Source organism: Mycobacterium sp. IDUB_36, from assembly GCF_055419225.1.
On record NZ_JBVAXH010000002.1, the window covers coordinates 112,587 to 135,582 of the forward strand.

Here is a 22,996-nt window from a genome sequence, read left to right on the forward strand (position 1 = left end):
AATGTCCGACTACACCAACCCGCTTTTCGCCGACCGGCACATCGGTCCGGACAGCACTGCCGTCGCGGCCATGCTCGAGGTCATCGGCGTCGACTCGCTCGACGCGCTGGCCAGGCGCGCGCTGCCGGCGGGCATTCTCGACGCGCTGACCGAGTCGGGCGACGCGCCCGGACTGGACCAGCTGCCGCCGGCGGCCAGCGAGGCCGAGGCTTTGGCCGAGTTGCGGTCGCTCGCCGATCAGAACACCACCGCGGTGTCGATGATCGGCCAAGGCTATTACGACACCTACACACCACCGGTTCTGCTGCGCAACATCCTGGAGAACCCGGCCTGGTACACCGCCTACACGCCGTACCAGCCGGAGATCAGCCAGGGCCGGCTCGAAGCGCTGCTGAACTTCCAGACCATGGTTGCCGATCTGACCGGCCTCGAGGTGGCCAACGCGTCGATGCTCGACGAGGGCACCGCGGCCGCCGAGGCGATGACCCTGATGCACCGGGCCGTGCGCGGCAACGCCAACCGGTTGGCGGTCGACGTCGACGTATTCGCCCAGACCGCCGCGATTCTCGCCACCCGTGCCGAGCCGTTGGGCATCGAGATCGTCACCGCCGACCTGCGGGACGGCCTGCCGGACGGCGAATTCTTCGGTGTGATCACCCAACTGCCCGGCGCCAGTGGCCGGGTCACCGACTGGTCGGCATTGATCTCCGAGGCACACGACCGCGGCGCGTTGGTGGCCGTCGGCGCCGACCTGCTGGCGCTGACCGTGATCACGCCGCCCGGAGAGATCGGGGCCGACGTCGCATTCGGCAACACTCAACGTTTCGGTGTGCCAATGGGATTCGGCGGACCGCACGCCGGATACCTGGTGGTGCACCAGAAGCACGCCCGCCAGCTGCCCGGCCGGCTGGTGGGGGTGTCCGTCGATGCCGACGGCTCGCCCGCGTTCCGGTTGGCGCTGCAGACGCGCGAGCAACACATCCGTCGTGACAAGGCCACCAGCAACATCTGTACCGCCCAGGTGCTGCTGTCGGTGATGGCCGCTATGTACGCCAGCTATCACGGCGCCGACGGGCTGACCGGTATCGCACAGCGGGTGCACGGCCACGCCCGAGCCATCGCCGCCGCGCTGGGCGACAAGTTGTTGTACGACAAGTTCTTTGACACCGTCGTGGGCACGGTCGCGGGCCGTGCCGACGAGGTGATCGCGGCCGCCAAGGCTAGCGGCATCAACCTGTGGCGCGTCGACGACGACCACGTGTCGGTGACGTGTGACGAGGTGACCACCGACGTCCATGTCGCGGCGGTGCTGGACGCGTTCGGCGTCGATGCCACCGAGACCTCGTCGAGTGACATCGCCACGCGCACATCGGAATTCCTGACCCACCCGGCCTTCGTCAACTACCGCACCGAGACCTCGATGATGCGCTACCTGCGCGCGTTGTCGGACAAAGATCTCGCGTTGGACCGCACGATGATTCCGCTCGGCTCGTGCACGATGAAGCTCAATGCGGCGGCCGAGATGGAGCCGGTCACCTGGCCGGAATTCGCGCGTCAGCATCCGTTCGCGCCGGCCTCCGACAGCCAGGGTCTGCGCCGGTTGATCGCCGACCTGGAAACCTGGCTGGTGCAACTGACCGGGTACGACGCGGTGTCGTTGCAGCCCAACGCGGGATCGCAGGGGGAGTACGCCGGCCTGCTGGCTATCCACGCCTACCACGCGAGCCGTGGCGAGTCGGAACGCAACATCTGCCTGATCCCGTCCAGCGCCCACGGCACCAATGCCGCGTCCGCCGCACTGGCCGGCATGAAAGTCGTTGTGGTGGCCTGCCGGTCGAACGGCGACGTCGATCTCGACGACCTGCGGGCCAAAGTCGCCGAGCACGCGGATCGGTTGTCGACGCTGATGATCACCTACCCGTCGACGCACGGGGTCTACGAGCAGGACGTCGAGGAGGTTTGCGCCGCGGTGCACGACGCCGGTGGCCAGGTGTACATCGACGGCGCCAATCTGAACGCCCTGGTGGGGCTGGCCCGGCCGGGCAAGTTCGGCGGCGACGTCAGCCATCTAAACCTGCACAAGACCTTCTGCATCCCGCACGGCGGCGGCGGCCCCGGTGTCGGACCTGTTGCGGCGCGGTCGCATCTGGCACCCTTCCTGCCCGGCCACCCGTACGCGCCGGAGTTGCCGGCCGGCCCGCCCGTCTCGGCGGCGCCCTACGGTTCGGCGTCCATCCTGCCGATCAGTTGGGCCTACATCCGGATGATGGGCGCACCGGGGCTACGTGCCGCATCGCTGACCGCGATCGCCTCGGCGAACTACATCGCCCGACGCCTCGACGAGTACTACCCGGTGCTCTACACCGGCGAGAACGGCATGGTGGCCCATGAGTGCATCTTGGACCTGCGGCCGATCACCAAGTCGACCGGAGTGACCGTCGACGACGTCGCAAAGCGGTTGGCGGACTACGGCTTCCACGCGCCGACCATGAGCTTCCCGGTCGCCGGCACGCTGATGGTCGAGCCGACCGAAAGTGAGAGCCTGGCCGAGGTCGACGCGTTCTGCGACGCGATGATCGCCATCCGCGGCGAGATCGACAAGGTCGGCGCCGGTGAGTGGCCGGTAGAGGACAACCCGCTGCGCGGCGCACCCCACACCGCCGAGTGCCTGCTGGTGGACAAGTGGGAGCACCCCTACACCCGCGAGGTCGCCGCCTACCCGCTGGGCAAGGGCTTCCGGCCGAAGGTGTGGCCGCCGGTGCGCCGCATCGACGGCGCCTACGGCGACCGCAACCTGGTGTGCTCCTGCCCGCCGGTGGAGTCCTACGCCTAACCGCCCAGTGCGGTGAGAATCTGCTGCGGGATGGTCTCGGCCAGCTGGGTGACCAGTCCGCCGAACGGATCTATGGTGATCTGGGCCAGGTCTCCCAGACCCAGGGTGCCGAGCAGGCCGTCCAGGGTCAGGTTAGAGAGGTCGCCCAGCTGGGTCAGGTCGAGCGGTAAACCAGACAGATTGAGCCCGTCTAGCAGGTCTCCTAGGTTCAGCGTCAGGCCGTTCAGGAAGTCGCCGAGCTGGAGGTTGTCGAGGCTGAAACCGCCGAGGAGGTCACTCAGGCTCAGCGCGCCGGTCGTGTCGGGGAACCCGAGGCCGTCCAGGATGCCGCCCAGCGTCAGGCTTTGCGGCGCGTCGACCCCGAGGGCACCGAGTAGGCCGCTGATGCTCTGCGTGATCGTCTGATCGCCTAGCAGATCGGCGACAGACACGTTGTTCAGCGCGTCCACCAAGTTGCCGGTGTCCAACAGATCGCCGATTGGGATGCCGAGGCCGGTCAAGAGCTGCCCTATCGTGCCGAGGCCGAGGGGGAGGGGAATGTTGGCCAGAAGGTCGTCGAGCACACCATTCAATGGGTTCAAGATCTGGCCTAGGAGATCTTCACCCGTGATTGAGGTGAGGACGGTGCCGAGGCCTTCGTTCAGGAAGCTGGTCAGCCCCAGATTCTCCAGCAGTCCGGTGAGGCCGGTGCTGATGTTTCCGTCGATGCCGACCGCCGACAGCAGCGTCTCCAGGGACAGGCCGTCCAGCGGTCCGCCCAGCCCCAGCGTGTTCAACACGCTATCGAGATTTAGGCCGCCCAGGCCCAGCCCACCGAGCCCGAAGGCATCGAGCAGGGAGCCGAGGGTCGGGTTACCCAGCAGGGTGCCCAAGCCGACGCCGTCGTTGAGTCCGAGCGCGTCGATCAGTCCGCCGAGATCGAGGTTGTCACCCAGCCCCAGCTGGCTGAGCAGGTCGCTGAGGTTGACGCCGAGGACATTCAGGTTCAAGTCGCCGACGCCAAGCGCATCTAACAGACCGCTTAGGTTGAGGTTGATACTGACGTCACCCAGCGGTGCGAGCAGCCCGCTGAAGCCGGTGATGTTGACAAGGCCGTTGAGCAGGTCGAGGTCGCCACTGCCGTTGAGGAAGGCGTTCGCGATGACGGCCGGTGCTTCGAGCAGCGTGTTGAACGCGCCGGCCGGGTTGGTCGCCAACTGCCCGACCACGTCGTTGATCGCACCGAGGCCCGCACCTTCGGCGCTGATCTGCGCGAAAAGAAGCGCCAGCCCGGGCGGTAACTCGATGTCGACCGAGCTGGGTAACGTGCCCAGTTCGGCGGAGACGGTCGGCGTCAGATCGGTCAGTGCTTGAAGGACGCCGAGCGGGTTGGTGGCCAAGGCGTTGAACACCGCGGTGATGCCCGCGATGTCGGCATTGTTGGCAATGCTCGTCAGGTTTGTTGTGGTCTCGGAGATCAGGTCCGACCACGCGTCGACCAATTGCACCGACCGCGTCTGGACCTCGGGCAGCGGCACGGCAACCGGGGTGACCGCGATGATGCTGGCGCCGACTAGGGCGACTCCGGCGGTGGCGTAGGGGCGCAGGGCGTATTGCATGGCAGACGTCTCCTTCTTCCAATACCGCGTTGTGGTGCAGGTCACACGGCTCGACAACGCCGAACTCTACCTGAGCTTCGTCTGAGTAATTGGACGAAACTCTAATGTGAATCGATTCACTAACTGATTCGTCGGCTGAACAGCCCTTAGTCGCATCTTCTGCGCACTCGCAGTACTTATGGGCATCAGGCACGACGCATATAGTGAGCAGACGCTCAGGCTGCGTTCGAGATTTGCACGTCAGAATTCGAACGTCGCCCGTGAGCAAGCTGAGCTATATCCGAGCGACTGGACGAGTCGTCAGCTGAGGAAGTTGGTGACCGCGGTCGTCAAATCCGGCGAGGCGGACGTTGCGAGGTTCTGGTAGCCGCCACCGGACAGCTTGGCCACGGCCTCCCACGTCTCCCGGTCGGAGTCGGACCCGAAATCGATGACGTTGACCGCGACCGGCTTCGCCGGGTCGACACTCTGCTTGATGAAATCTTGCAGGCCCTGGCCGCCCAGGCTCTGATCGGTGTGCGGCCCGCCGGTGATCACCAGGACCGAATTCGTCTGTCCGGGGTGGAAACTGGCCAGCGCGTTCTGGTAGATCAGTCGCAGCGTGGTGAATGACACCGCTCCACCCGAGGACGCGTGCTGCTTGTCCAAGGCGGCGGCCAGCGCCTCAGCGCGCGGTTTGCCGTCGACTTGATCGCCCAGCGGGCCTGACGCAACCTCAGACCGGCCTTCTTTACCGTCGAAGGTCCACAACCCGATCACCGCATTGGGGGCGAGCGCCTTGATCCGGTCATCGAGCGCGCTGACCACATTGCCCAGCCGGGTCTTGCCGCCTTCGTCAGCGGTCATCGACTGCTCGAGCATGATGGTCGTCGCGGGCGCGCTGGCAGGCGCCGACACCGCGTTGGCGAGCGCGGCGCGGGTTGCCTCGTCACCGACCGACAGCGTCGACGGCAGCGCGGGGAAGCCGGCCACATCGCTCTTCGGTGGCTTGGTGCCCTCGGCGCGGAAGCCTGCCTTGGCGAGCTCGGCCAGCTGGTCGGGCTTGTGCATGAAGCGGGCGAATTCGCTGGCCGCTGTCACTTGCTCCTGCGACAACCACGATCCGCTGAGCAGCACCGTGGGGTAGTCGGCAACCGCCGCGGCACCCGGCGGCAGCCACGCGCTCAACGTGCTTCCGGCATCAGTTTGCGACTGTCCGCGGGCAAACACCTGCTGCTCGGTCGTGACCACCGCATGCACCGGCGCGGTTGCCGGATCACCGCCCTTGAGCAGCGCGTTCATGGCCTCGCCGAGCGAATTGTCGGCCAGCTTCGGCTGGCCTCCGATCAACGTGCGCACCGCACCGGCGCCGTCGGTCGGCGGCGCTCCGGGCGGCACGGACGCGGCGGACACCGCCTCACCCGCGAGGAAGGCCGCGTCACTGTTTCCGGCGAGCGGCAACGCCAACCTCAGCGTGCCCCACGACGGCAGCTGCAGGCCCGCCATCGAGTCTGGCTTGACCTGCAGATCGGGCAGATTCGCCCACTTCTGGTCACCGAGGGCTTTCTGGAGTTCCGGCCGGACGGCGAGCACCACCGGCGAGGTGACCAGTGAGCGGCTGTCGGTGACGGTTTCCTTGCCGGCCGCCGCGGTGAGGCGGGCCGCCGACACCGAGCTACCTGGTATCCACAGCGCGGGCCGCTGGCCGAGCTCGGCGGGCCACTTGCCGATGAAGCCGTCGACGACGGCGTCGGAGCCCGCCGACTTCACCCCGATCGCGACACAGTGGTCCCCGACCGGAGCGGCAATGGAGTTGAATCGTTCGGCGAGGCGCTGCACCTCGTCGGAGATGGAGGAGTCGGCGATCACAGCGACCGGCTGCTTCTCACCGACGCATCGCGCGCTGTGCGAGCGATTGGAGAGCGCGTCGCCGAAAAAGCGCCACAGGATGACCACGCCCACCACGACGACGACCGAGATCAGGGCCGCGACCACGCCGATGCTGACGCCGCGGCGCCCACCCTCGTTGCGGTGACCACCGCTGAAACCGGGCAGGCCGCGGTGCCCGCCGGTCGGCGGGTCGGACGGCGGCGGAGTCTGCGGATCCGGATCACGTCGGGGAAAGTCGGGGAAGTCGTCCGGCGCATCGATGTCCGCCGGGGGGAAGTCCTGTTGCGGAGGCTCCGGGGTCGAAAAACCCCCCGGGCGGGCTTCCGGCTCGTCGAAACCGAAAAACCTTGCGTCATCGTCGAACTCGCGAGGAACCTGGTCAGACGGTCGGCTCGGATAGCGCGGCGCCGAAAAAGATCCTGAGTCAGGCGGCTCGTCGGCGGCGAAGCTCGGCGGTTCCCGATCGCCGACGGGGTCAGCGAAGTCGTCTGACTCCGGGGAGTCGTCCGACGCCTCGTCGATCGGCTCTTCGTCGTCGTCGGGAGCTCTGTGCCTACCCATGCCGGTCCTCTCCTGAGCGCCGGAGGTGTCTGCAACCGCTGGTCATCGGTATGGCCCAGGGATCCCGAACCGACGTCACCCTTGAGCGCGAGCCTTGAACTCGCGCCGGCGGCGATGCAGGATCGGCTCGGTGTAACCGCTGGGCTGCTTGGTGCCCTGCAGGATGAGCTCCTGGGCAGCCAGGAACGCGATGCTGTCGTCGAAGTTGGGAGCCATCGGCAGGTAGCCGGAGTCACCGGCGTTCTGCTCGTCCACCAGCGGAGCCATCCGCTCCAGGCTAGCGCGCACATCCTCTTCGGTGATGACGCCATGCCGTAGCCAGTTGGCCAGCAGCTGACTGGAAATCCGCAGCGTGGCACGGTCTTCCATCAATGCGACGTCGTGGATGTCAGGAACTTTCGAGCAACCGACACCGGCATCGATCCAGCGCACGACGTATCCCAGGATCGACTGGCAGTTGTTGTCGACCTCTTCGCGAATCTCCTCCGGCGCCCAGGCCAATTCCTTGGCCAGCGGCACGGTCAGCAACTCGTCGATCGAAGCACGCTTCTTGCCCTCGAGTTCCTCCTGCACCGAACCGACGTCGACATAGTGGTAGTGCATCGCGTGCAGCGTGGCCGCGGTCGGCGACGGCACCCACGCGGTGGTGGCGCCGGCCTTGGGCTGGCCGATCTTCTGCTCCATCATGTCGGCCATCAGTTCGGTCATGGCCCACATGCCCTTACCGATCTGCGCCTTGCCCTTGAAGCCGGCCGCCAGGCCGGTGTCGACATTGTTGTCCTCGTAGGCCTTGATCCAGGTGGTGCTCTTCATCGCACCCTTGCGGATCATCGGGCCTGCCTCCATCGACGTGTGGATCTCGTCGCCGGTGCGGTCCAGGAAGCCGGTGTTGATGAACACCACCCGGTCTGCGGCGGCCTTGATGCACGCCTTGAGGTTGACCGTGGTGCGCCGTTCCTCGTCCATGATGCCCACCTTCAGCGTGCCCTGCGGCAGGCCGAGAACATCCTCGACGCGGCTGAACAGCTCACAGGTGAACGCGACCTCTTCGGGGCCGTGCATCTTGGGCTTGACGATGTAGACCGATCCGGTGCGGCTGTTGGTCAGCGGCCCGTTTCCGTCACCGGTCTTGAGGCCGTGAATCGCGGTCAAGCCGGTGAACAGCGCGTCCTGAATGCCCTCGAACACCTCGTTGTTGTCGGCGTCCACGATCGCGTCGTTGGTCATCAGGTGACCGACATTGCGGACGAACAAGAGGCTGCGTCCCGGCAGGGTGAGCTCGCCACCGTCGGGCGTCTTGTAGGTGCGGTCCTGGTTGAGGACGCGGTGGATGGTCTTGCCACCCTTGTCGACCTCTTCGGACAGGTCGCCCCGGTTCAGACCCAGCCAGTTTCGATAACCCAGCACTTTGTCGTCGGCGTCGACCGCGGCGACCGAGTCCTCGAAGTCCATGATCGTGGTGATCGCCGACTCCAGCACGACGTCCTTGATGCCGGCGGCGTCGGTCTTGCCGACCGGCGACTCGGGGTCGACCAGGATCTCGATGTGCAAACCGTGGTTGACCAGCAGCACTGACCAGTTGGGGGAGCCGAGCTCGCCGGTGTAGCCGATGAACTTCTCCGGATTGGCCAGCTCGACCGATCCGCCCGCGGTCGCGACCTTCAGCTGGTCGTCCTCCACGCTGAGCCCGGTCGCCTCGGACCAGGAGCCCGATGACAGCGGGGCCGCCTGGTCCAGGAAGTCGCGCGCGTAGGCGATCACCTTGTCGCCACGGACCCGGTTGTAGCTGGTGCCCTTCTCGGCGCCGTCGTCCTCCGGGATGACATCGGTGCCGTACAGCGCGTCGTACAGCGAACCCCAGCGGGCGTTGGCGGCGTTCAGCGCGAACCGCGCATTGAGCACCGGGACCACCAGCTGCGGGCCGGCTGTCGTGGTGATCTCGTCGTCGACGCCGGCCGTGGTGATGGCGAAATCGGCGGGTTCGGGCTGCAGGTAACCGATTTCGGTGAGGAACTCGCGATATCCCTCGGGGTCCAGCGGCTCGATGACGTGCTGGCGGTGGTACTTGTCGATCTGCGCCTGCAGTTGGTCGCGGCGCGCCAGCAGATCCTGGTTCTGCGGCTGCAGGTCGGTGACGACCTTGTCCACACCGGCCCAGAAGCTATCCGGGTCGATGTCGGTGCCGGGCAGAGCCTCGTTGTTGACGAAGTCGTACAGCACCTGGGCGACGCGCAGGTTCCCCACCGACACGCGATCAGTCATCATTTCCTCCGCACTCACCTGTCGAAATCACATCTCAGCCTACCGGCCAACAGCGCGCCTACTGGCAACCGGCAGCCCGCAGCAGCAGGTCACACCGCGCCAGCAACGCCGCCCGCAATGGTTCAGCGCGGGCGGAGACGGCCTTCTGGCATCGCACGTACTCGGCGCGGCCCGCCGCGTCTTCGACGGCGATCGGCGTGTACCCGTACTCGCTGAGGTCATACGGGCTGGCTCGCATGTCGATCTCACGCGCGGACGCGGCCAGTTCCAGACAGTCGAGCAGCGTCTCGGAGTCGATCAGCGGGCTCAACTTGTAGGACCATTTGTACAGGTCCATATTCGCGTGCAGACAGCCGGGCTGCTCCCAATCGTGTTGGGTGGCACGGCTAAGCGAGCCCGCATTACGCGGCGCGGCCTCGGCGCTGAAAAACCGGAAAGCGTCAAAGTGGCTGCAGCGCAACGGCCCTGCGATCTCCCGTTCGACCACCGCGTCGGTGCCGTCGGCACCCAGCCGCAGCGGAACCCGGTCGTGGCGGACATCACCGCTGCGGTAGACCATGGCCCACTCGTGCAGGCCGAAACAGTTCAGCTGTGCGGGCCGCTCAGCCGTAGCGCGCAGCAGCCGTGCGATGAACGAGATGGTCTCCAGCCGGCTGAGAAGGTGGCTGCGACTGACCGTCACGCCGGCCACGTCGACGGCGTAGCCACGGCGATCGCGGTAGCGGCGGACCGCCTCATCGCCGGCCAGCACCACCCCGTAACCGGGATGCCAGCAGCGCAGCTGCCCGGGCCGCAGGCTGTAGTAACTGAACAGAAAATCCCACACCGGATGTGACTGACCTGCGCGGGCCCGCTCTGCGTGCGGCCCGATGAACCCATCGACCCGCACCGCGTGGTCGCGGGCGCGGAGCGTCCACTGGTCGGCATCCAGCCGGACGGCCGCCTGATCGTCCGGTCGCCGGCCGGCCGTGTGGCGGTGTTGCTGGGCGGCGTCAGGCACGCCCTGTCCCGTCGCGCACGACCCCGACCAAGTCGCGCACCAGGTCCTCCAGGGCGACCATCGCCACCACCGAGACGCCGTCCCGCGCGGTCACCAACGCCAGGTGACTGTTGCTGCGGCGCATCCGCGACAGCGCGTCGGGGACACCCAGCGACTGTGGAATGCGGGGCAGCGGGCGGACTCTGGCCAGATCGACCACGGCATGCGGATCGTCCGCCAGCGACAGCACATCCTTGATGTGCAGGTAACCGATGAAGACGTCGTTCACGTCGACCACCGGAAATCGCGAGTAACCCGTTGCGGCCAAGGCCTTTTCGATGGCGTCGACGGTTGGCCCCGAGCCCGCTGCCGCTACCGGAACCGCCCGGATGTCGGCCAGCGGCACCGCCACGTCGGCGACCGTGCGGCTGCGGATTTGCAGCGCCCGGGTGAGCCGCGTGTGCTCTTCGGGATCCAGCAGACCCTCGGAGACCGACTCGGCGATCATCTCGCTGAGCTCGACGGTGGAGACCGTGACGTCGAGCTCGTCGCGGGGGCTCACTCTCAGCAGCCGCAGAATGGCTTTGTTGCACCGGTTGTAGAAGTCGATGACGGGCCGGACCGCGCGCACGTAGAGCAGGTAGGCCGGAAGCAGCAGGATCGCCGCACGTTCCGGGCCGGCCATCGCGATGTTCTTCGGGACGATCTCTCCGAGCAGCAGGTGCAGCGACACCACGATCGCCAACGCCACCAGCAGCGACGTCGTGTGCAGCAGCGTCGGCGAGGCGTCGAGCAGGCCGAGCGGCCGCCGCAGCAGATCGGCCACGGCCGGCTCGCCGATCCGTCCGAGCAGTATCGACGCCACCGTGACACCGAGCTGGGCCCCGGCGAACATCAACGGCAGTTGCTCGCCGGCCCGGATCACGGTCACCGCACCCGACCTGCCCTGTTCGGCAAGCGCTTCGAGGCGGTCGCGCCGCGCCGAGATCAGCGAGAACTCCGCGGCCACGAAAAATGCGTTCACAGCGACCAGGAAGAAGGTCGCCAGCAGCCGGAACACGTCGCCCATCAGCGGCCTCGCGTCGCAGCGGAGTCGGCGCGCTCGGAGAGCTGCGTCAGTTCGAGCAGGTCGATCCGGCGGCCGTCCATCCGCAGGACTCTGGCCCGCCAGGCGGAAGCGTGCATGACGCCGTCGAGCTCGTGTCCGCTCAGGCGCACCTCGTCACCGATCACCGGAATGCGGCCGAGCTGCTCGAGAACGAGCCCGCCGATCGTCTCGTACTCACCTTCGGGTGCGTGGTAGCCCGTGGCGGCGGCGACCTCGTCGATACGCAGCAAACCGGATACCCGCCAGCCACTGTCGACGGCCACCACGTCCTGGGCGGCGTCATCGTGCTCGTCGCGGACGTCGCCGACGATCTCCTCGATCAGGTCCTCGACGGTCACCATTCCGGCGGTGCCGCCGTATTCGTCGACGACCATCGCGGTCTGCAGGTCGTTGGCCCGGATCTGCCCCATCAGAGCGTCGCCGTCGAGCGTGGAGGGAACCTTCGCGACGGGCCGCGCTACGGCAGTGACCAGCATCAGCTCACGGTCGGCCGGCGGCACACCGAAGACCTGTTTGACGTGCACGATGCCGACCGTCTCGTCGAGGTCGCCGTCGATGACCGGAAAGCGGGAGAAGCCGCTCTCCGCCGCGGCTTCGACAAGATCCGCGACGGTGTCATCCACTTGTAGCGCAACGATTTTCGACCGCGGCGTCATCAGCTCTTCGGCGGTCAGCTCACCGAAGTGCAGCGACCGGTCCAGCAGTGCGGCGGTAGTCGGGTCCAGCGACCCGCTGCGGGCCGAACTGCGGACCAGCGAGACCAGCTCCTGGGATGAACGGGCCGAACGCAGCTCCTCAGCAGGTTCGACCCCGAGCTTGCGCAGAATCCAGTTGGCCACTCCGTTGGTCAGCCGGATCGGCAAGGTCATCACCCAGGAGAACAGCAACTGGATGCCGGCGACAGCCCGCGCGGTCGCCGGGGGACGGGCCACGGCGAGGTTCTTCGGGACCAGTTCACCGAAGATCATCGAAAGCGAGGTGACGATCAGCAGCGTCACGAAGGTGATCACCGCATCGGCGATCCGGTTGGGCATCCCGACCGCATCCATGGCCGGATGAGGCAGCTGGGCCACCAGCGGTTCGATCAGATAGCCGGTGATCAGAGTGGTGATCGAGATCCCCAGCTGCGCTCCGGAGAGCTGGAACGACAGACTGCGGTGCGCGCGCTGCACATAGCGGTCGCGACGGCCTCCGGTGCGCGCGTTGGCGTCGACCGTGCTTCGTTCGAGAGTGGTCAGCGAGAATTCAGCAGCGACGAAGAGGGCGGTACCAGCGGTGAGTGCGACGATCGCCAGCAGGCTGAGCAGGATGACGAGCACATTCATCGGGGCCACCGACCACCAGTCGTGACCCGCTTCACCCGGGCTGCGCCCGCGCTTGCGATCACTCCGGGCCCAACCGTCGTGACCCGCTTCACCCGGGCTACGCCCGCGCTTGCGATCACTCCGCGAGAAGGAGGCTCCTCGGGGTCGGCGTCACGCACGCCGGTCGGCGCGGGTGCCTGCGGCACGGGGACCCTTTCTTCGATGTATCCACTGATGGAGTGAACTCCGATGGTAGCGAAGGAGCGACGCGCCCGAGTCCTCGTTGCCGTGCCGACACGCCCCGGGTTACCACCCGAAGGGCAGCGGATGCCCTTCGGCGAAGCCGGCGGCGGACTGAATGCCCACCACGACGCGCTCGTGCAATTCGGCCAGCGTCGACGCACCGACGTAGGTACAGGTGCTGCGGACCCCGGAGGTGATGTGGTCGAGCAGGTCCTCGACGCCGCCGCGGGCAGGATTCAGTGCCATCCGCGAGGTCGAGATGCCCTCCTCGAACAGCGCTTTGCGGGCCCGCTCGAAGGCACTGTCGGCGGCGGTGCGGGCCACCACAGCACGCTTGGAGGCCATGCCGTAGCTCTCCTTGTAGGGCTTGTTGTCGCGATCGTGCAGCAGGTCGCCGGGGGACTCGTAGGTTCCGGCGAACCACGAGCCGATCATCACGTTGGACGCGCCGGCAGCCAGCGCCAACGCCACATCACGCGGGTGCCGCACACCGCCGTCGGCCCACACGTGCGCGCCGAGTTGCTTTGCCGCCGTTGCACATTCGAGGACAGCGGAGAACTGTGGCCGGCCCACGCCGGTCATCATCCGGGTGGTGCACATCGCCCCCGGGCCGACGCCGACCTTGACGATCGACGCGCCGGCGTCGATCAGATCGCGGGTGCCCTCGGCCGAGACCACGTTGCCGGCGACCAGTGGCACACCCAGATCCAGGGATGCGATGGACTTGATCGCGTCCAGAGCCTTCACCTGGTGACCGTGCGCGGTGTCGACCACCACCAGATCGGCGCCCGCCTCGGCGACCGCCTGCGCCTTGGCGACCACATCGCCGTTGATTCCGACGGCGGCGCCGATCCGCAGTCGGCCGGCAGCGTCGACCGCGGGTGAGTAGATGCCGGCCCGGATGGCGCCGGTCCGGGTCAGCACGCCGGCCACGGTGCCGTCGTCGGCGGTCATCACCGCGACATCGACCGAGGCGTGCTCGAGCAGATCGAAAACCGTCCGCGGGTCCGTTCCCACCGCCGCTTTGACGAAGTCGGTGATCGCGATGTCGCGTACCCGGGCGAATCTGTCGACCCCCTCGCAGCACGACTCGGTCACCAGGCCGATCGGTCGTCCTTCGAAGGTCACGACCGCGGCCCCGTGCGCCCGCTTGGAGATCAGCGCCAGAGCGTCGGAGACCGAGTCGTCTGGCTCCAACGTGACCGGGGTGTCGACCACCAGGTCGCGGCTCTTCACGAAATCCACCGTCTGCTGGACCGCGGTCACCGGAAGATCCTGCGGCAGAACGACAATGCCGCCGCGGCGAGCCACCGTTTCGGCCATCCGCCGGCCGGCCACCGCGGTCATGTTGGCAACGACCACCGGGATGGTGGTGCCGGAGCCGTCGCCGGTGGACAGGTCGACGTCGAAACGTGACGCCACGTCCGAATGGTTCGGGACGATGAAGACGTCGTCGTAGGTCAGGTCGTACGCGGGGCGCTGCCCGTCCAGGAACTTCATCGCGCCTCGCTAGGCAGGCACTTCGTTGCGATCTCCACTCCAGAGCGTGTGGAACTTCTTGCTCGAGTCCTCATCAGTCCGTCCGTAGGTGTGTGCGCCGAAAAAGTCCCGCAGTCCCTGGGTGAGCGCGGCGGGCAGCCGCTCGGTGCGCAGCGCGTCGTAGTACGAGAGCGCCGAGGCGAAGCCCGGAACGGGGATACCCAATTGGGTGGCCGTCACCACTACCCGGCGCCAACTGTCGACGGCCGACTCGATCGCGCTGCGGAAGTACGGTGCGGCGATCAGCGTGGGCAGGTCGGGGTCGTCGTCGAACGCGTCTTTGATCCGGTTGAGGAACTTGGCCCGGATGATGCAGCCACCGCGCCAGATGGTGGCCATGTCGCCCGGGGTGATATCCCAGTCGTATTCGGCGCTGCCGGCCTGGATCTGGTTGAAGCCCTGCGCGTAGGCGATGATCTTCGATGCGTACAGCGCTTTGCTGACGTCATCGATGAATTGCGCAGCGTCGCTTGGCTTTTGACCCAGGTCTCCGGAGGCCAGCCCGGTAGTGGCCTTGCGTTGGGCCACCGAGCCGGACAGCGCGCGGGCGAACACCGCCTCGGCGATACCGGTCACCGGCACACCGAGGTCGAGCGCGGACTTGACGGTCCAGCGGCCGGTGCCTTTCTGCTCGGCCTCGTCGACGATGACGTCGACGAGCGGCTTGCCGGTCTTGGCGTCGGTCTGGCGCAGCACCTGGGCGGTGATCTCGATCAGGAAGCTGTCCAGGTCGCCGGAGTTCCACTCGGCGAATACGTCGGCGATCTCCGGGGCGCTCTTGCCGAGGGCGTCACGGAGCAGCTGATAGGCCTCGCCGATGAGTTGCATGTCGGAGTACTCGATGCCGTTGTGCACCATTTTCACGAAGTGGCCGGCGCCGTCGGGGCCGATGTGGGTGCAGCAGGGGACACCGTCGACGTGGGCGGAGATCTCTTCCAGCAGCGGACCCAGCGACTTGTACGACTCGGCAGGCCCGCCCGGCATGATCGACGGACCTTTGAGTGCGCCTTCTTCACCGCCGGAGATGCCGGCGCCGACGAAGTGCAGTCCTCGCTCACTGATGGCCTTCTCGCGGCGAATGGTGTCGGTGTAGAGCGCGTTGCCGCCGTCGATGATGATGTCGCCCTCGTCCATCGCGTCGGCGAGTTCGTTGATGACGGCGTCGGTCGGTTCGCCCGCCTTGACCATGATGATCACCCGTCGCGGCTTCTCCAGCGCGTCCAGGAACTCTGCAATGGTCTCCGACCGGACGAAATTGCCCTCGCCACCATGTTCTTTCAGCAGGGCGTCGGTCTTGGCGACGGACCGGTTGTGCAGCGCCACGGTATAGCCGTGGTTGGCGAAGTTGCGGGCAAGGTTCGAGCCCATCACCGCCAGGCCTGTCACGCCGATCTGCGCGGTTCCGGTGGTTGACTTCGACGAGCTCATGGGAATGCCCTTCTCGATTCGTGGCTACAGGCCTGCACCGAACACTGTGGCACAGCAGGATTCATGCCTGTGCAAGGTATCGCCATAGTGCGGTGAGAGATCGGTTGCCGGGTCAGGCAGCGGTGAACAGCCGGTGCAACTCGGTGAGCCAGGGAATGGCGAGTGCGACCGTCGGCACGACCAGAATCGCGGCCGCGGCCAGGTAGGCCGCCGCTGCCAGCCAGACGCTGTTACCGCTACCCGACAGCCGTCGCACCCGCAGCAAGGTGTGCGCGCCGCCGGCGGCCAGCGCACCGAGGGGAGCGCGTCCGGACGCGCAGGCGACCAACGCGCGGGCCAGAGGAGCACGGCCGGCCACCCGGACCGCAGCGTCGTCGGCCAGCAGCTCGGCCAGCAGCTGTACCGCGTCCAAAGCGCTTGCGCTGCGGACGAATCGGGGGAACGCGGCGTGAGCGGCGGTGAAGGCCTCGAGCACCAGGTCGTGGCGGGCGCGCAGATGTGCGCGCTCGTGACAGAGGATGGCAGCGACTTCGTCGTCGGTCAGCGAATCCAGCGTGCCCTCGCTGACCACCACCCGGCTCCGCACACCGGGCAGGCAGTAGGCCAGCGGCTGCGCCACTTCCAGGACGCGCAGGTGGCGTCCGCGGGCGCTGGCCCGTGCGGCCACCAGGTCGGGCGACAGGCCGAGCAGGTCGACGAGCATGCGGTGGTGGGCGCGTCGCCTTCTGGTGGCGATCGCACCCCGGACGACGGCTACGAACAACCTGGCGCCGATCACCAGGGTGAGCCCGAAGACGGTGAGGTCGAGAAGCCACAACGGCCAACCCAGCCGGCCGATTTCGGCGGCGGGGCTGGCGGTCGGGCGGCCGTCTGCGCCCGGTACGAACAAGCGGCTGGCGATCGCGATGCCGGCACTGAACGCCGACAGCACCGCCGCGACGGCGATCGCCTGCCACAGCACCATCGCCGCCCGGGGAGCGCGCAACGGCCAGGTGGCTCGGGCCAGCAGTGCGGGCACCGGGCCGACAAGCATCACCGCGAGAACGGTGAAAGCCAGCCCGGACATGGTCCCAGTGTCTCTCAGTCCTCCGGCCGCGCGCCACCAGACGAGGGTTTCCGATGACCGGATTCCAATTCGTCGAGTGCGCGCCGCAGCGCCTCGGCCTCGTCGGCGCCGACGCGCTCGACAAAGTGCACGAGGACGGCATGGCGACTTCCGGTATCGGCGGCCTGGTCGAGCGCATCGACCATCAGACCGGCGACCAGTTCGTCGCGCCCGTGCACCGGGGTGTATTGGTGGGCGCGGTCGTTGCGGATCTGCGACACAAGATTCTTCTTGGCCAGCCGCTGCAGCACGGTCATCACCGTCGTATAGGCCAGATCACGCTGCTCGGAGAGCGCTTCGTGTACCTGGCGGACAGTCTGCGGCTGGGGAGTGGACCACAGGTGATCCATCACCGCGCGCTCGAGATCCCCGAGCCGCGTCAGCTTAGCCATGTTTGCTCATCTCCTTGGCAATGCCGCTAGCGTACCCGCGCTTACTACTGCCTGTCGTACCTCTCCCACCGGACGCAGTCTGGCGGGCGTCGAAACCTCTGGTGTCGACCGCAGCGCGGCGAGTGCTTGTGAGGGTCCCCACAGATTCGAAGTCAATCATATGGTTAGGCTAACCTTACAACCGGAGGTGACCGTGACGATAGTGATCGACGACCCGCTGATCGCGGCGATGTCCATTGACCGTGTGCTGCCGCTGCACGAGTCCAGCAGGCGGCTGCGCGAGTTGTATCCGCAGTGCCCGCGGGTCTACGGCGTCGCGGTGCTCGGCGATGTGTCGGTACGCCGGTGGTGGCCACTGACCTCGGCGCTCAGCTCCGACCGGCTGCAGACGATGTTCGACGCCGCCGCGGTCGACATGGACCGTCGAAGCGCCGCAAGGCAATTGGCGGCAACTCTGGTCCACACCGTGATCGGCCGAGTGGTCGCGCTGGTCGTGCTGGAAGCCAGGGCGTGGGACACCGGGCTGGAGAACCTGTGGGTGCACGTCGACTCCGACGGCGTCATCGACTGGGCCGGCGTAGTCGATCCCACCGTCCGGGTGCTGCCCGACGACGCATGCGCCGCGGACGCACTGACCGACGGCGTGGTTCGCCTGCCGAGTGAGGCGGCCCTGACGACTTGGGTGGCCCACCGCTGCCACCGCACGCTCGAGCCATTGTTCACGAAGCTGCATGCGGTGAGCGGGGGCGCGCTGTCGGTCGCGGCGATGTGGCACATCGTCGGATCGATGGTGGTGGCGTCCGCGACCCAGGTGCCCCAGCTGGCGAGCACCGACGAGCTGGCCGCGATGCGCCGCGGTCAGGCAGTGCTGGATGCGCTGGTCGGGTTCGGGTTGCCGGTTCGCGGCCTTTCGGCGACGCGGACACGCGCCAGAGGAACCTCTTGCAAAATTAGGGCAGCCTTGCCTATGCTTCTGGCGTCGAGCGATAAATGACCGAGACGGTGTCCTGAGGGCTGCAGTGACCCCCGGTCTCTCGATACAGCGAGCCCCGTGCATTGTGCACGGGGCTCGCTGCTATCTGAGGCTCGGTCAGTTCTTGATGAAGTGGTACATCCGGTACGACGCCTTGCCGGTCTGCATCTGCCGGTAGGCCAGGGTTCCGGGTGCGCCGGCGAACATCTTGCCGAAACCCTGCAGGAATTTGGGGATGTGGCGAGTGTTCAGGTCCAGGAAGACCTCGGCACTCTTGTCTCTGGCGCGCAGCACCTCTTTACTGATGTCGCGCTTCGAGGCCATCTCCATCGGCATGGCGGCCAGCGCCGCGTCCCAGGCGTCGTACTCGAGGTACCCGCGGAAATCGGCGTAGAGGAAATGACCGCCCGGGCGCAGCACCCGCGCCACTTCGGGAAGGAAGCGGTCGAAGTGCGGATACGTGTGCGAAGCCTCGATGTTGACGATCGCGTCGAACGACTCATCCGCGAAGGGCATGCCCTCGGCGTTGCCCTCGACAAAGTCGAGGCCCGGCAGATTGTGGCGCTTCTTGGCGAAAGCGACACCGTCCGGGTTGAAGTCGAGCCCGGTGTAGGAGCCCGGGTTGAAGGTCCGCGTCAGATACGCGGCGCCCCCGCCGTGACCACTGCTGATCTCCAGCACTTTCTTTCCGCTGAGATCCGCTTGCGAAGCGGTGCTGTGATACAGCTGGATGGAGTACCGGTTGGGCTCATCCTCGGGTGCCAGCCCCAGCCCCAGCGGGGGATCTTCCTCGTAGCCCCAGTTGAGGAAGACGATGTCGTCGCTTTCCCACCGGCGGGTGATCAAGGGGTACCAGTACTTGTTCATGGCCAGCTTCAGCCATGGCAGCGGGTCGACGGGCTTGAGGTATCGCTGGAGTGTGTTTGGCACAGCGGCGAGTATGCCAGGCTTTTCTACGTACCGGTGCGATCGGCCACCAGAGCGGAGTCCGCAGCTTGCGAAGCCGTCGCGGTTCGCCGGCGAACCGTCGCTCGCGCGCCCTGCGCCGGCTGGTAGGCGATACCGCGCCAGTGTGGTCGCTCGTCCGGCGCATCGGTTGGCGTGAACCGGAATTCCCGCAGAATAAGGCGCAGGGTGATGTCCATCTCCATGGTGGCCAGCGCAGCGCCGACACAGCGATTGACCCCGCCGCCAAACGGAATCCACCCTTTCGGCTTGGCGGCACTGCCGAGGAATCGATCCGGGTTGAACGACATCGCGTCGTCGAAGACATCGTCGGAATCGTGGACCAGCGCGAGGCTCAGCACGATCCTGGTGTTCTCCGGAATAACCCATTCCCCCAGGCGAAGACGCGCTTTGGTGCATCGCACAGTGGAGTCGAGAACGGTCCGCGTGCGCTGCACTTCCGCGATCGTGGCCTGACGCAACTCCGATCCGCCGGCGTCCACTTCGTCGGTCAGCCGCTGCAGCAACTCCGGGTGGCGGGTCATCCGCTCCACCGCCCAGCCCAGCGATCCGGCCGTGGTCTCGTGGCCGGACACCAGCAAGGTCAGCATCTCGTCGGCGATGTGCTGATCGGTGATCGGTTCACCGTTCTCGTAGCGCGCCCGAACCAGCAGCGCCAGCACATCACTGCGCTCGTCCAGCGCGGGATTGACCCGCGCGTCCGCGATCAGCGAAAAGATCGCAGCGTCAAAGCGGCGCCGGTATCGCATGTAGCGACCCCCGAGACTCCATCGGCCCAGGTCACGCCGCAGGCTCGTGGGCAGTGTCAGGTATACGCCGACGATGTCGGCCATCGGGGGAATCAGGTCGTACAGTTCGTCGAGCGTGTCGCCCTCGGCGCCGAACACGGCCCGCAGGATGGCCCCGAGGGTCATCGTCGTCATCGACGGCAGCGTCTCGAACTCCTGGCCCTCCGGCCACTTCGCGATCTCGCGCAAGACCTCTTCTTCGATGACGGGCTCGTAGCTGCGCATCCGCTTACCGTGGAACTGGGGGAGCACGAGCTTGCGGCGCTCGAGGAGTTCATCTCCGGCGAGGGCGAACGTCGAACCTGCGCCGAAGCCGTCACCCAGGCTGGCGGTTCCCGTAGTCGCGCGCTCCAGCAAATCGGTGCTGGTGTTCAACACCTCTTTGACCAGGGCCGCGTCTCGGACCACGATCGCACGGCCCAGCCGCGGCATGTTCACCCGGAAAACCGGGCCGTGCCGTCGACTGAGAGCGCCGTACATGTGGTGGTATTCGCGCAAGAACCACAAGCCCTGAACGGCCTTCGGTAGCCGCGTGCCCGGCGGTAGCCGCACCGGCTCGGTTGTCACCGTCAGCATGTCGCCCACTCCCCGTATCGCTGCCGCCATGGTCGCCGCGCCGCACATCACAGTACCGGTCGCAATCGTCTGAGCGTTGTTTCAGCCCTGAAGTCCGATTACCTGGACTCTATACGGGAAGCGGTCGCGCTCGGGCAGAACGAGGGCTGGCCAGAACGGATTGCGGAGGCATCAGTCCTTGACGAAGTGATGGAGCCGGTAGGACATCCGACCACGCTGCAACTCCTTGTACAGCAACGTGTCCGGCGCACCGGCGAACAATTTCCCGAACGGGCGCAAGAACAGGGGCAACCGTTTGTCGACCAGCTCGAGGTAGCGTTCTGCGTTGTTGTCGAGGCCGCGTAGAACGTCCGGGGTGATCTCGCGCTTGGACTCCATCCGCAGCGGCAGCGCGGCCAGGGCCGCGTCCCATTCGTCGTACTCGAGGAATCCGCGGAAGTCGACGTACAGGAAGTGCCCACCGGGACGCAGGACCCGCACCACCTCGTCGAGAAAGCGGTCGAAACGCGGGTACGCGTGCGACGCCTCGACGTTGAGCACCACGTCGAACGACTCGGCAGGGAACGGCAGATCCTCGGCGTCGCCGTGGACGAAGTCCAGCCCCGGCAGGCGATGACGGCGCTTGGCGAACTCCACGCCGTTCGGGTTGAAGTCGAGACCGGTATAGGAGGCGGGCCGCAGGGTTCTCATGAGATAGGCGGCACCACCGCCGTGCCCGCAGCTGGCCTCCAGCACCGTCTTGCCGCCCAGGTCGATCTGCGTTGCCGTGCGGTGATAGAGCTGGATGCCGTACCGGTTCTTCTCGTCCTCGGACGACAGCGGCAGGCGCATCGGTGGGTCTTCCTCATAACCCCAGTTGAGGAAAACCACGTCGTCCTGGTCCCATCTGCGGGTGACGAAGGGATACCAGTACTTGTTGATTGCCTTCTTGAACCAGGCATAACTGCCGAGCGGTCTCACGTACCGGCGCGAGCCGCCGGCCGGTGCGCGCACTCCGGCGCCTGGACCGGTCATCGTTGACCTGCCGCGGATAGCGACCCCGCATCGCTGGGCACGCTGGTGTTTCGCCGGTAGACCATCGACCTCGCTCCTTGGGACGGCACCGTCGCCAGACCACGCCACCTGGCCTTCTCATCGGGCGCATCGGTTGTGACGAAGTGGAATTCACGCAGCAGCATGCGCAGCACGACGTCCAATTCCATGTTGGCGAACGCCGCGCCGACACAGCGATTGACCCCGCCGCCGAAGGGGATCCAGGCGGCCGGCTTGCTCGCCGCATGCAGGTACCGGTGCGGGTCGAACGACTGCGCGTCGGCGAAGTCGTCTTCGGATTCGTGCGCGAGCTTGATGCTGATGATGATGTTCGTACCTTCGGGAAGAACCCACTCGCCCAGCCGAATTCGCGCCTTGGTGCGCCTGGTGGTGCCGTCCAGTACCGGCCGGGTGCGCTGCACTTCCCAGATCGTGGCTTGCCGCAGGGCGGAGCCACCCGCATCGGCTTCCTCGGCCAACTCGGCGAGCAGCGTCGGGTGGCGACTGAGCCGCTCCAGGGCCCAGGCCAGCGACGCGGCTGTGGTTTCGTGGCCGGAGGCCAGCAGCGTGAGCAGCTCGTCGGCGATGTGTTGGTCGGAAATCCGCTCGCCGTCCTCATAGCGCGCCTGCAGCAGTAGCGCCAGAACATCGGCGCGTTCCTCGAGTGCGGGATCGACCCGGGCGGCGGCGATCAAGGAAGCGATGATCGCGTCGAACCGGCGGCGTGCTCGCCGGAATCTGCCCCACGGACTCCACGGGCCGAGATCCTTCTGCACGATCGGCGGGCAGACCGCAAGCATCGAGCCGAGCGTGACCATCGGGGGAACTATTTCGCGCAGTTCCTTCAGCGCGGGACCGTCGGCGCCGAAGACCGCGCGGAGGATCGCGCCGAGAGTGATCCGGAGCATCGGCTCGAACGCGGAGAATTCGCGGCCTTGCTTCCAGTCCGCGATCTCGCGCATCACTTCTTCTTCGATGATGCGCTCGTAACCGCGCATCCGTTTACCGCGGAACGGTGGGGTCAGCAGTTTTCGACGCTCGCGATGCTCGTCACTGGCCAAACTGAACGTCGAGCCGGGACCGAATACCGCGCCGATCGCCCCGGCGCCCGACGGCGCCCGCTCGACGAGGTCACTGCCGGTGGTGAACAGATCCTTGGCCAACACCGGGTCGCAGATGACGACCGCATCGTTGTTGCGCGGCAGGTTCACCCGGACCACATCGCTGCCGTACCGTCTAGCGAGCGCCGCGAACATAGCGTGGCTCGACATCAAGAAGGCCGTGGTCTGGATCAGCTTCGGAGCACGCGGACCCGGCGGCAGCCGCACCGGGTCCATCGTCGCCGTCGCCATGTCGCGCCTTCCGAGAGTATGTTTGCGGAGGTTTTACATTCCAAAATAATCATACAAGGCTGAGAACATACCGCGCAATACTTCGCCG

The 22,996-nt window shown here is 66.7% G+C and carries 16 protein-coding genes; 2 read left to right on the forward strand and 14 right to left on the reverse strand.

Going from position 1 to position 22,996, the window contains the following annotated elements:
- Position 1: 1 nt before the first annotated feature.
- Positions 2-2,833, forward strand: a complete 2,832-nt coding sequence (gene gcvP / locus ACZYW1_RS18870) for an aminomethyl-transferring glycine dehydrogenase (RefSeq protein ID WP_463787991.1) — start codon at positions 2-4, stop codon at positions 2,831-2,833.
- Here gcvP and ACZYW1_RS18875 read toward each other — a convergent pair.
- The 10 genes from ACZYW1_RS18875 to ACZYW1_RS18920 form a co-directional block, all read right to left on the reverse strand.
- Complete coding sequence (locus ACZYW1_RS18875; protein ID WP_463787992.1) at positions 2,830-4,314, reverse strand: hypothetical protein; 1,485 nt, start codon at positions 4,312-4,314, stop codon at positions 2,830-2,832. The genes gcvP and ACZYW1_RS18875 overlap by 4 nt on opposite strands.
- A gap of 417 nt (positions 4,315-4,731) precedes the next feature.
- Positions 4,732-6,861 carry a substrate-binding domain-containing protein gene (locus ACZYW1_RS18880; RefSeq protein WP_463787994.1) on the reverse strand — a complete coding sequence of 710 codons (2,130 nt, stop codon included), beginning with the start codon at positions 6,859-6,861 and terminating at the stop codon, positions 4,732-4,734.
- Between the two features lie 75 nt (positions 6,862-6,936).
- Complete coding sequence (locus tag ACZYW1_RS18885) at positions 6,937-9,123, reverse strand: malate synthase G (protein WP_463787995.1); 2,187 nt, start codon at positions 9,121-9,123, stop codon at positions 6,937-6,939.
- A gap of 58 nt (positions 9,124-9,181) precedes the next feature.
- Complete coding sequence (locus tag ACZYW1_RS18890; RefSeq protein WP_463788790.1) at positions 9,182-10,054, reverse strand: 3-methyladenine DNA glycosylase; 873 nt, start codon at positions 10,052-10,054, stop codon at positions 9,182-9,184.
- Positions 10,055-10,115: 61 nt separating this feature from the next.
- The gene (locus tag ACZYW1_RS18895) at positions 10,116-11,171 is read right to left on the reverse strand and encodes a hemolysin family protein (RefSeq protein ID WP_463787996.1); all 1,056 of its coding nucleotides are present in this window, start codon (positions 11,169-11,171) and stop codon (positions 10,116-10,118) included.
- The gene (locus tag ACZYW1_RS18900; protein ID WP_463787997.1) at positions 11,171-12,535 is read right to left on the reverse strand and encodes a hemolysin family protein; all 1,365 of its coding nucleotides are present in this window, start codon (positions 12,533-12,535) and stop codon (positions 11,171-11,173) included. Before ACZYW1_RS18900 ends, ACZYW1_RS18895 begins: the two co-directional genes overlap by 1 nt.
- Positions 12,536-12,820: 285 nt before the next feature.
- On the reverse strand, positions 12,821-14,257 hold the full coding sequence (locus ACZYW1_RS18905; RefSeq protein WP_463787998.1) for a GuaB1 family IMP dehydrogenase-related protein: 1,437 nt from the start codon (positions 14,255-14,257) through the stop codon (positions 12,821-12,823).
- Between the two features lie 9 nt (positions 14,258-14,266).
- Positions 14,267-15,724, reverse strand: coding sequence for an NADP-dependent phosphogluconate dehydrogenase (gene gndA / locus ACZYW1_RS18910; RefSeq protein WP_463787999.1), 1,458 nt, complete (start codon positions 15,722-15,724; stop codon positions 14,267-14,269).
- 112 nt (positions 15,725-15,836) lie between these two features.
- A complete protein-coding gene (locus ACZYW1_RS18915) occupies positions 15,837-16,790 on the reverse strand; it encodes a M56 family metallopeptidase (protein ID WP_463788000.1) in 954 nt (317 codons plus the stop codon).
- A 14-nt stretch (positions 16,791-16,804) separates the two neighbouring features.
- Positions 16,805-17,221, reverse strand: a complete 417-nt coding sequence (locus ACZYW1_RS18920) for a BlaI/MecI/CopY family transcriptional regulator (RefSeq protein ID WP_463788002.1) — start codon at positions 17,219-17,221, stop codon at positions 16,805-16,807.
- 193 nt (positions 17,222-17,414) lie between these two features.
- Here ACZYW1_RS18920 and ACZYW1_RS18925 point away from each other — a divergent pair, with 193 nt between their 5' ends.
- Entirely contained in the window at positions 17,415-18,215 is an 801-nt protein-coding gene (locus tag ACZYW1_RS18925) for an iron reductase (protein ID WP_463788003.1), read from the forward strand.
- Between the two features lie 96 nt (positions 18,216-18,311).
- On the opposite strand, the gene ACZYW1_RS18930 is transcribed toward ACZYW1_RS18925, so the two are convergent.
- From ACZYW1_RS18930 to ACZYW1_RS18945, 4 genes are all read right to left on the reverse strand, one after another.
- Complete coding sequence (locus ACZYW1_RS18930; RefSeq protein ID WP_463788004.1) at positions 18,312-19,124, reverse strand: phthiotriol/phenolphthiotriol dimycocerosates methyltransferase; 813 nt, start codon at positions 19,122-19,124, stop codon at positions 18,312-18,314.
- A gap of 23 nt (positions 19,125-19,147) precedes the next feature.
- Complete coding sequence (locus ACZYW1_RS18935; RefSeq protein ID WP_463788006.1) at positions 19,148-20,524, reverse strand: cytochrome P450; 1,377 nt, start codon at positions 20,522-20,524, stop codon at positions 19,148-19,150.
- Positions 20,525-20,695: 171 nt separating this feature from the next.
- A complete protein-coding gene (locus ACZYW1_RS18940; RefSeq protein WP_463788007.1) occupies positions 20,696-21,538 on the reverse strand; it encodes a phthiotriol/phenolphthiotriol dimycocerosates methyltransferase in 843 nt (280 codons plus the stop codon).
- On the reverse strand, positions 21,535-22,908 hold the full coding sequence (locus tag ACZYW1_RS18945) for a cytochrome P450 (protein WP_463788008.1): 1,374 nt from the start codon (positions 22,906-22,908) through the stop codon (positions 21,535-21,537). The genes ACZYW1_RS18940 and ACZYW1_RS18945 overlap by 4 nt, the downstream gene beginning before the upstream one ends.
- Positions 22,909-22,996 lie beyond the last annotated feature (88 nt).

Coding starts and splice junctions, on each gene's coding strand:
- gcvP (WP_463787991.1), top strand. CDS start 2: ATGTCCGACTACACCAACCCGCTTTTCGCCGACCGGCACATCGGTCCG.
- ACZYW1_RS18880 (WP_463787994.1), bottom strand. CDS start 6,861: ATGGGTAGGCACAGAGCTCCCGACGACGACGAAGAGCCGATCGACGAG.
- ACZYW1_RS18885 (WP_463787995.1), bottom strand. CDS start 9,123: ATGACTGATCGCGTGTCGGTGGGGAACCTGCGCGTCGCCCAGGTGCTG.
- ACZYW1_RS18895 (WP_463787996.1), bottom strand. CDS start 11,171: ATGGGCGACGTGTTCCGGCTGCTGGCGACCTTCTTCCTGGTCGCTGTG.
- ACZYW1_RS18900 (WP_463787997.1), bottom strand. CDS start 12,535: ATGAATGTGCTCGTCATCCTGCTCAGCCTGCTGGCGATCGTCGCACTC.
- ACZYW1_RS18905 (WP_463787998.1), bottom strand. CDS start 14,257: ATGAAGTTCCTGGACGGGCAGCGCCCCGCGTACGACCTGACCTACGAC.
- gndA (WP_463787999.1), bottom strand. CDS start 15,724: ATGAGCTCGTCGAAGTCAACCACCGGAACCGCGCAGATCGGCGTGACA.
- ACZYW1_RS18915 (WP_463788000.1), bottom strand. CDS start 16,790: ATGTCCGGGCTGGCTTTCACCGTTCTCGCGGTGATGCTTGTCGGCCCG.
- ACZYW1_RS18920 (WP_463788002.1), bottom strand. CDS start 17,221: ATGGCTAAGCTGACGCGGCTCGGGGATCTCGAGCGCGCGGTGATGGAT.
- ACZYW1_RS18935 (WP_463788006.1), bottom strand. CDS start 20,524: ATGCTGACGGTGACAACCGAGCCGGTGCGGCTACCGCCGGGCACGCGG.
- ACZYW1_RS18940 (WP_463788007.1), bottom strand. CDS start 21,538: ATGACCGGTCCAGGCGCCGGAGTGCGCGCACCGGCCGGCGGCTCGCGC.
- ACZYW1_RS18945 (WP_463788008.1), bottom strand. CDS start 22,908: ATGGCGACGGCGACGATGGACCCGGTGCGGCTGCCGCCGGGTCCGCGT.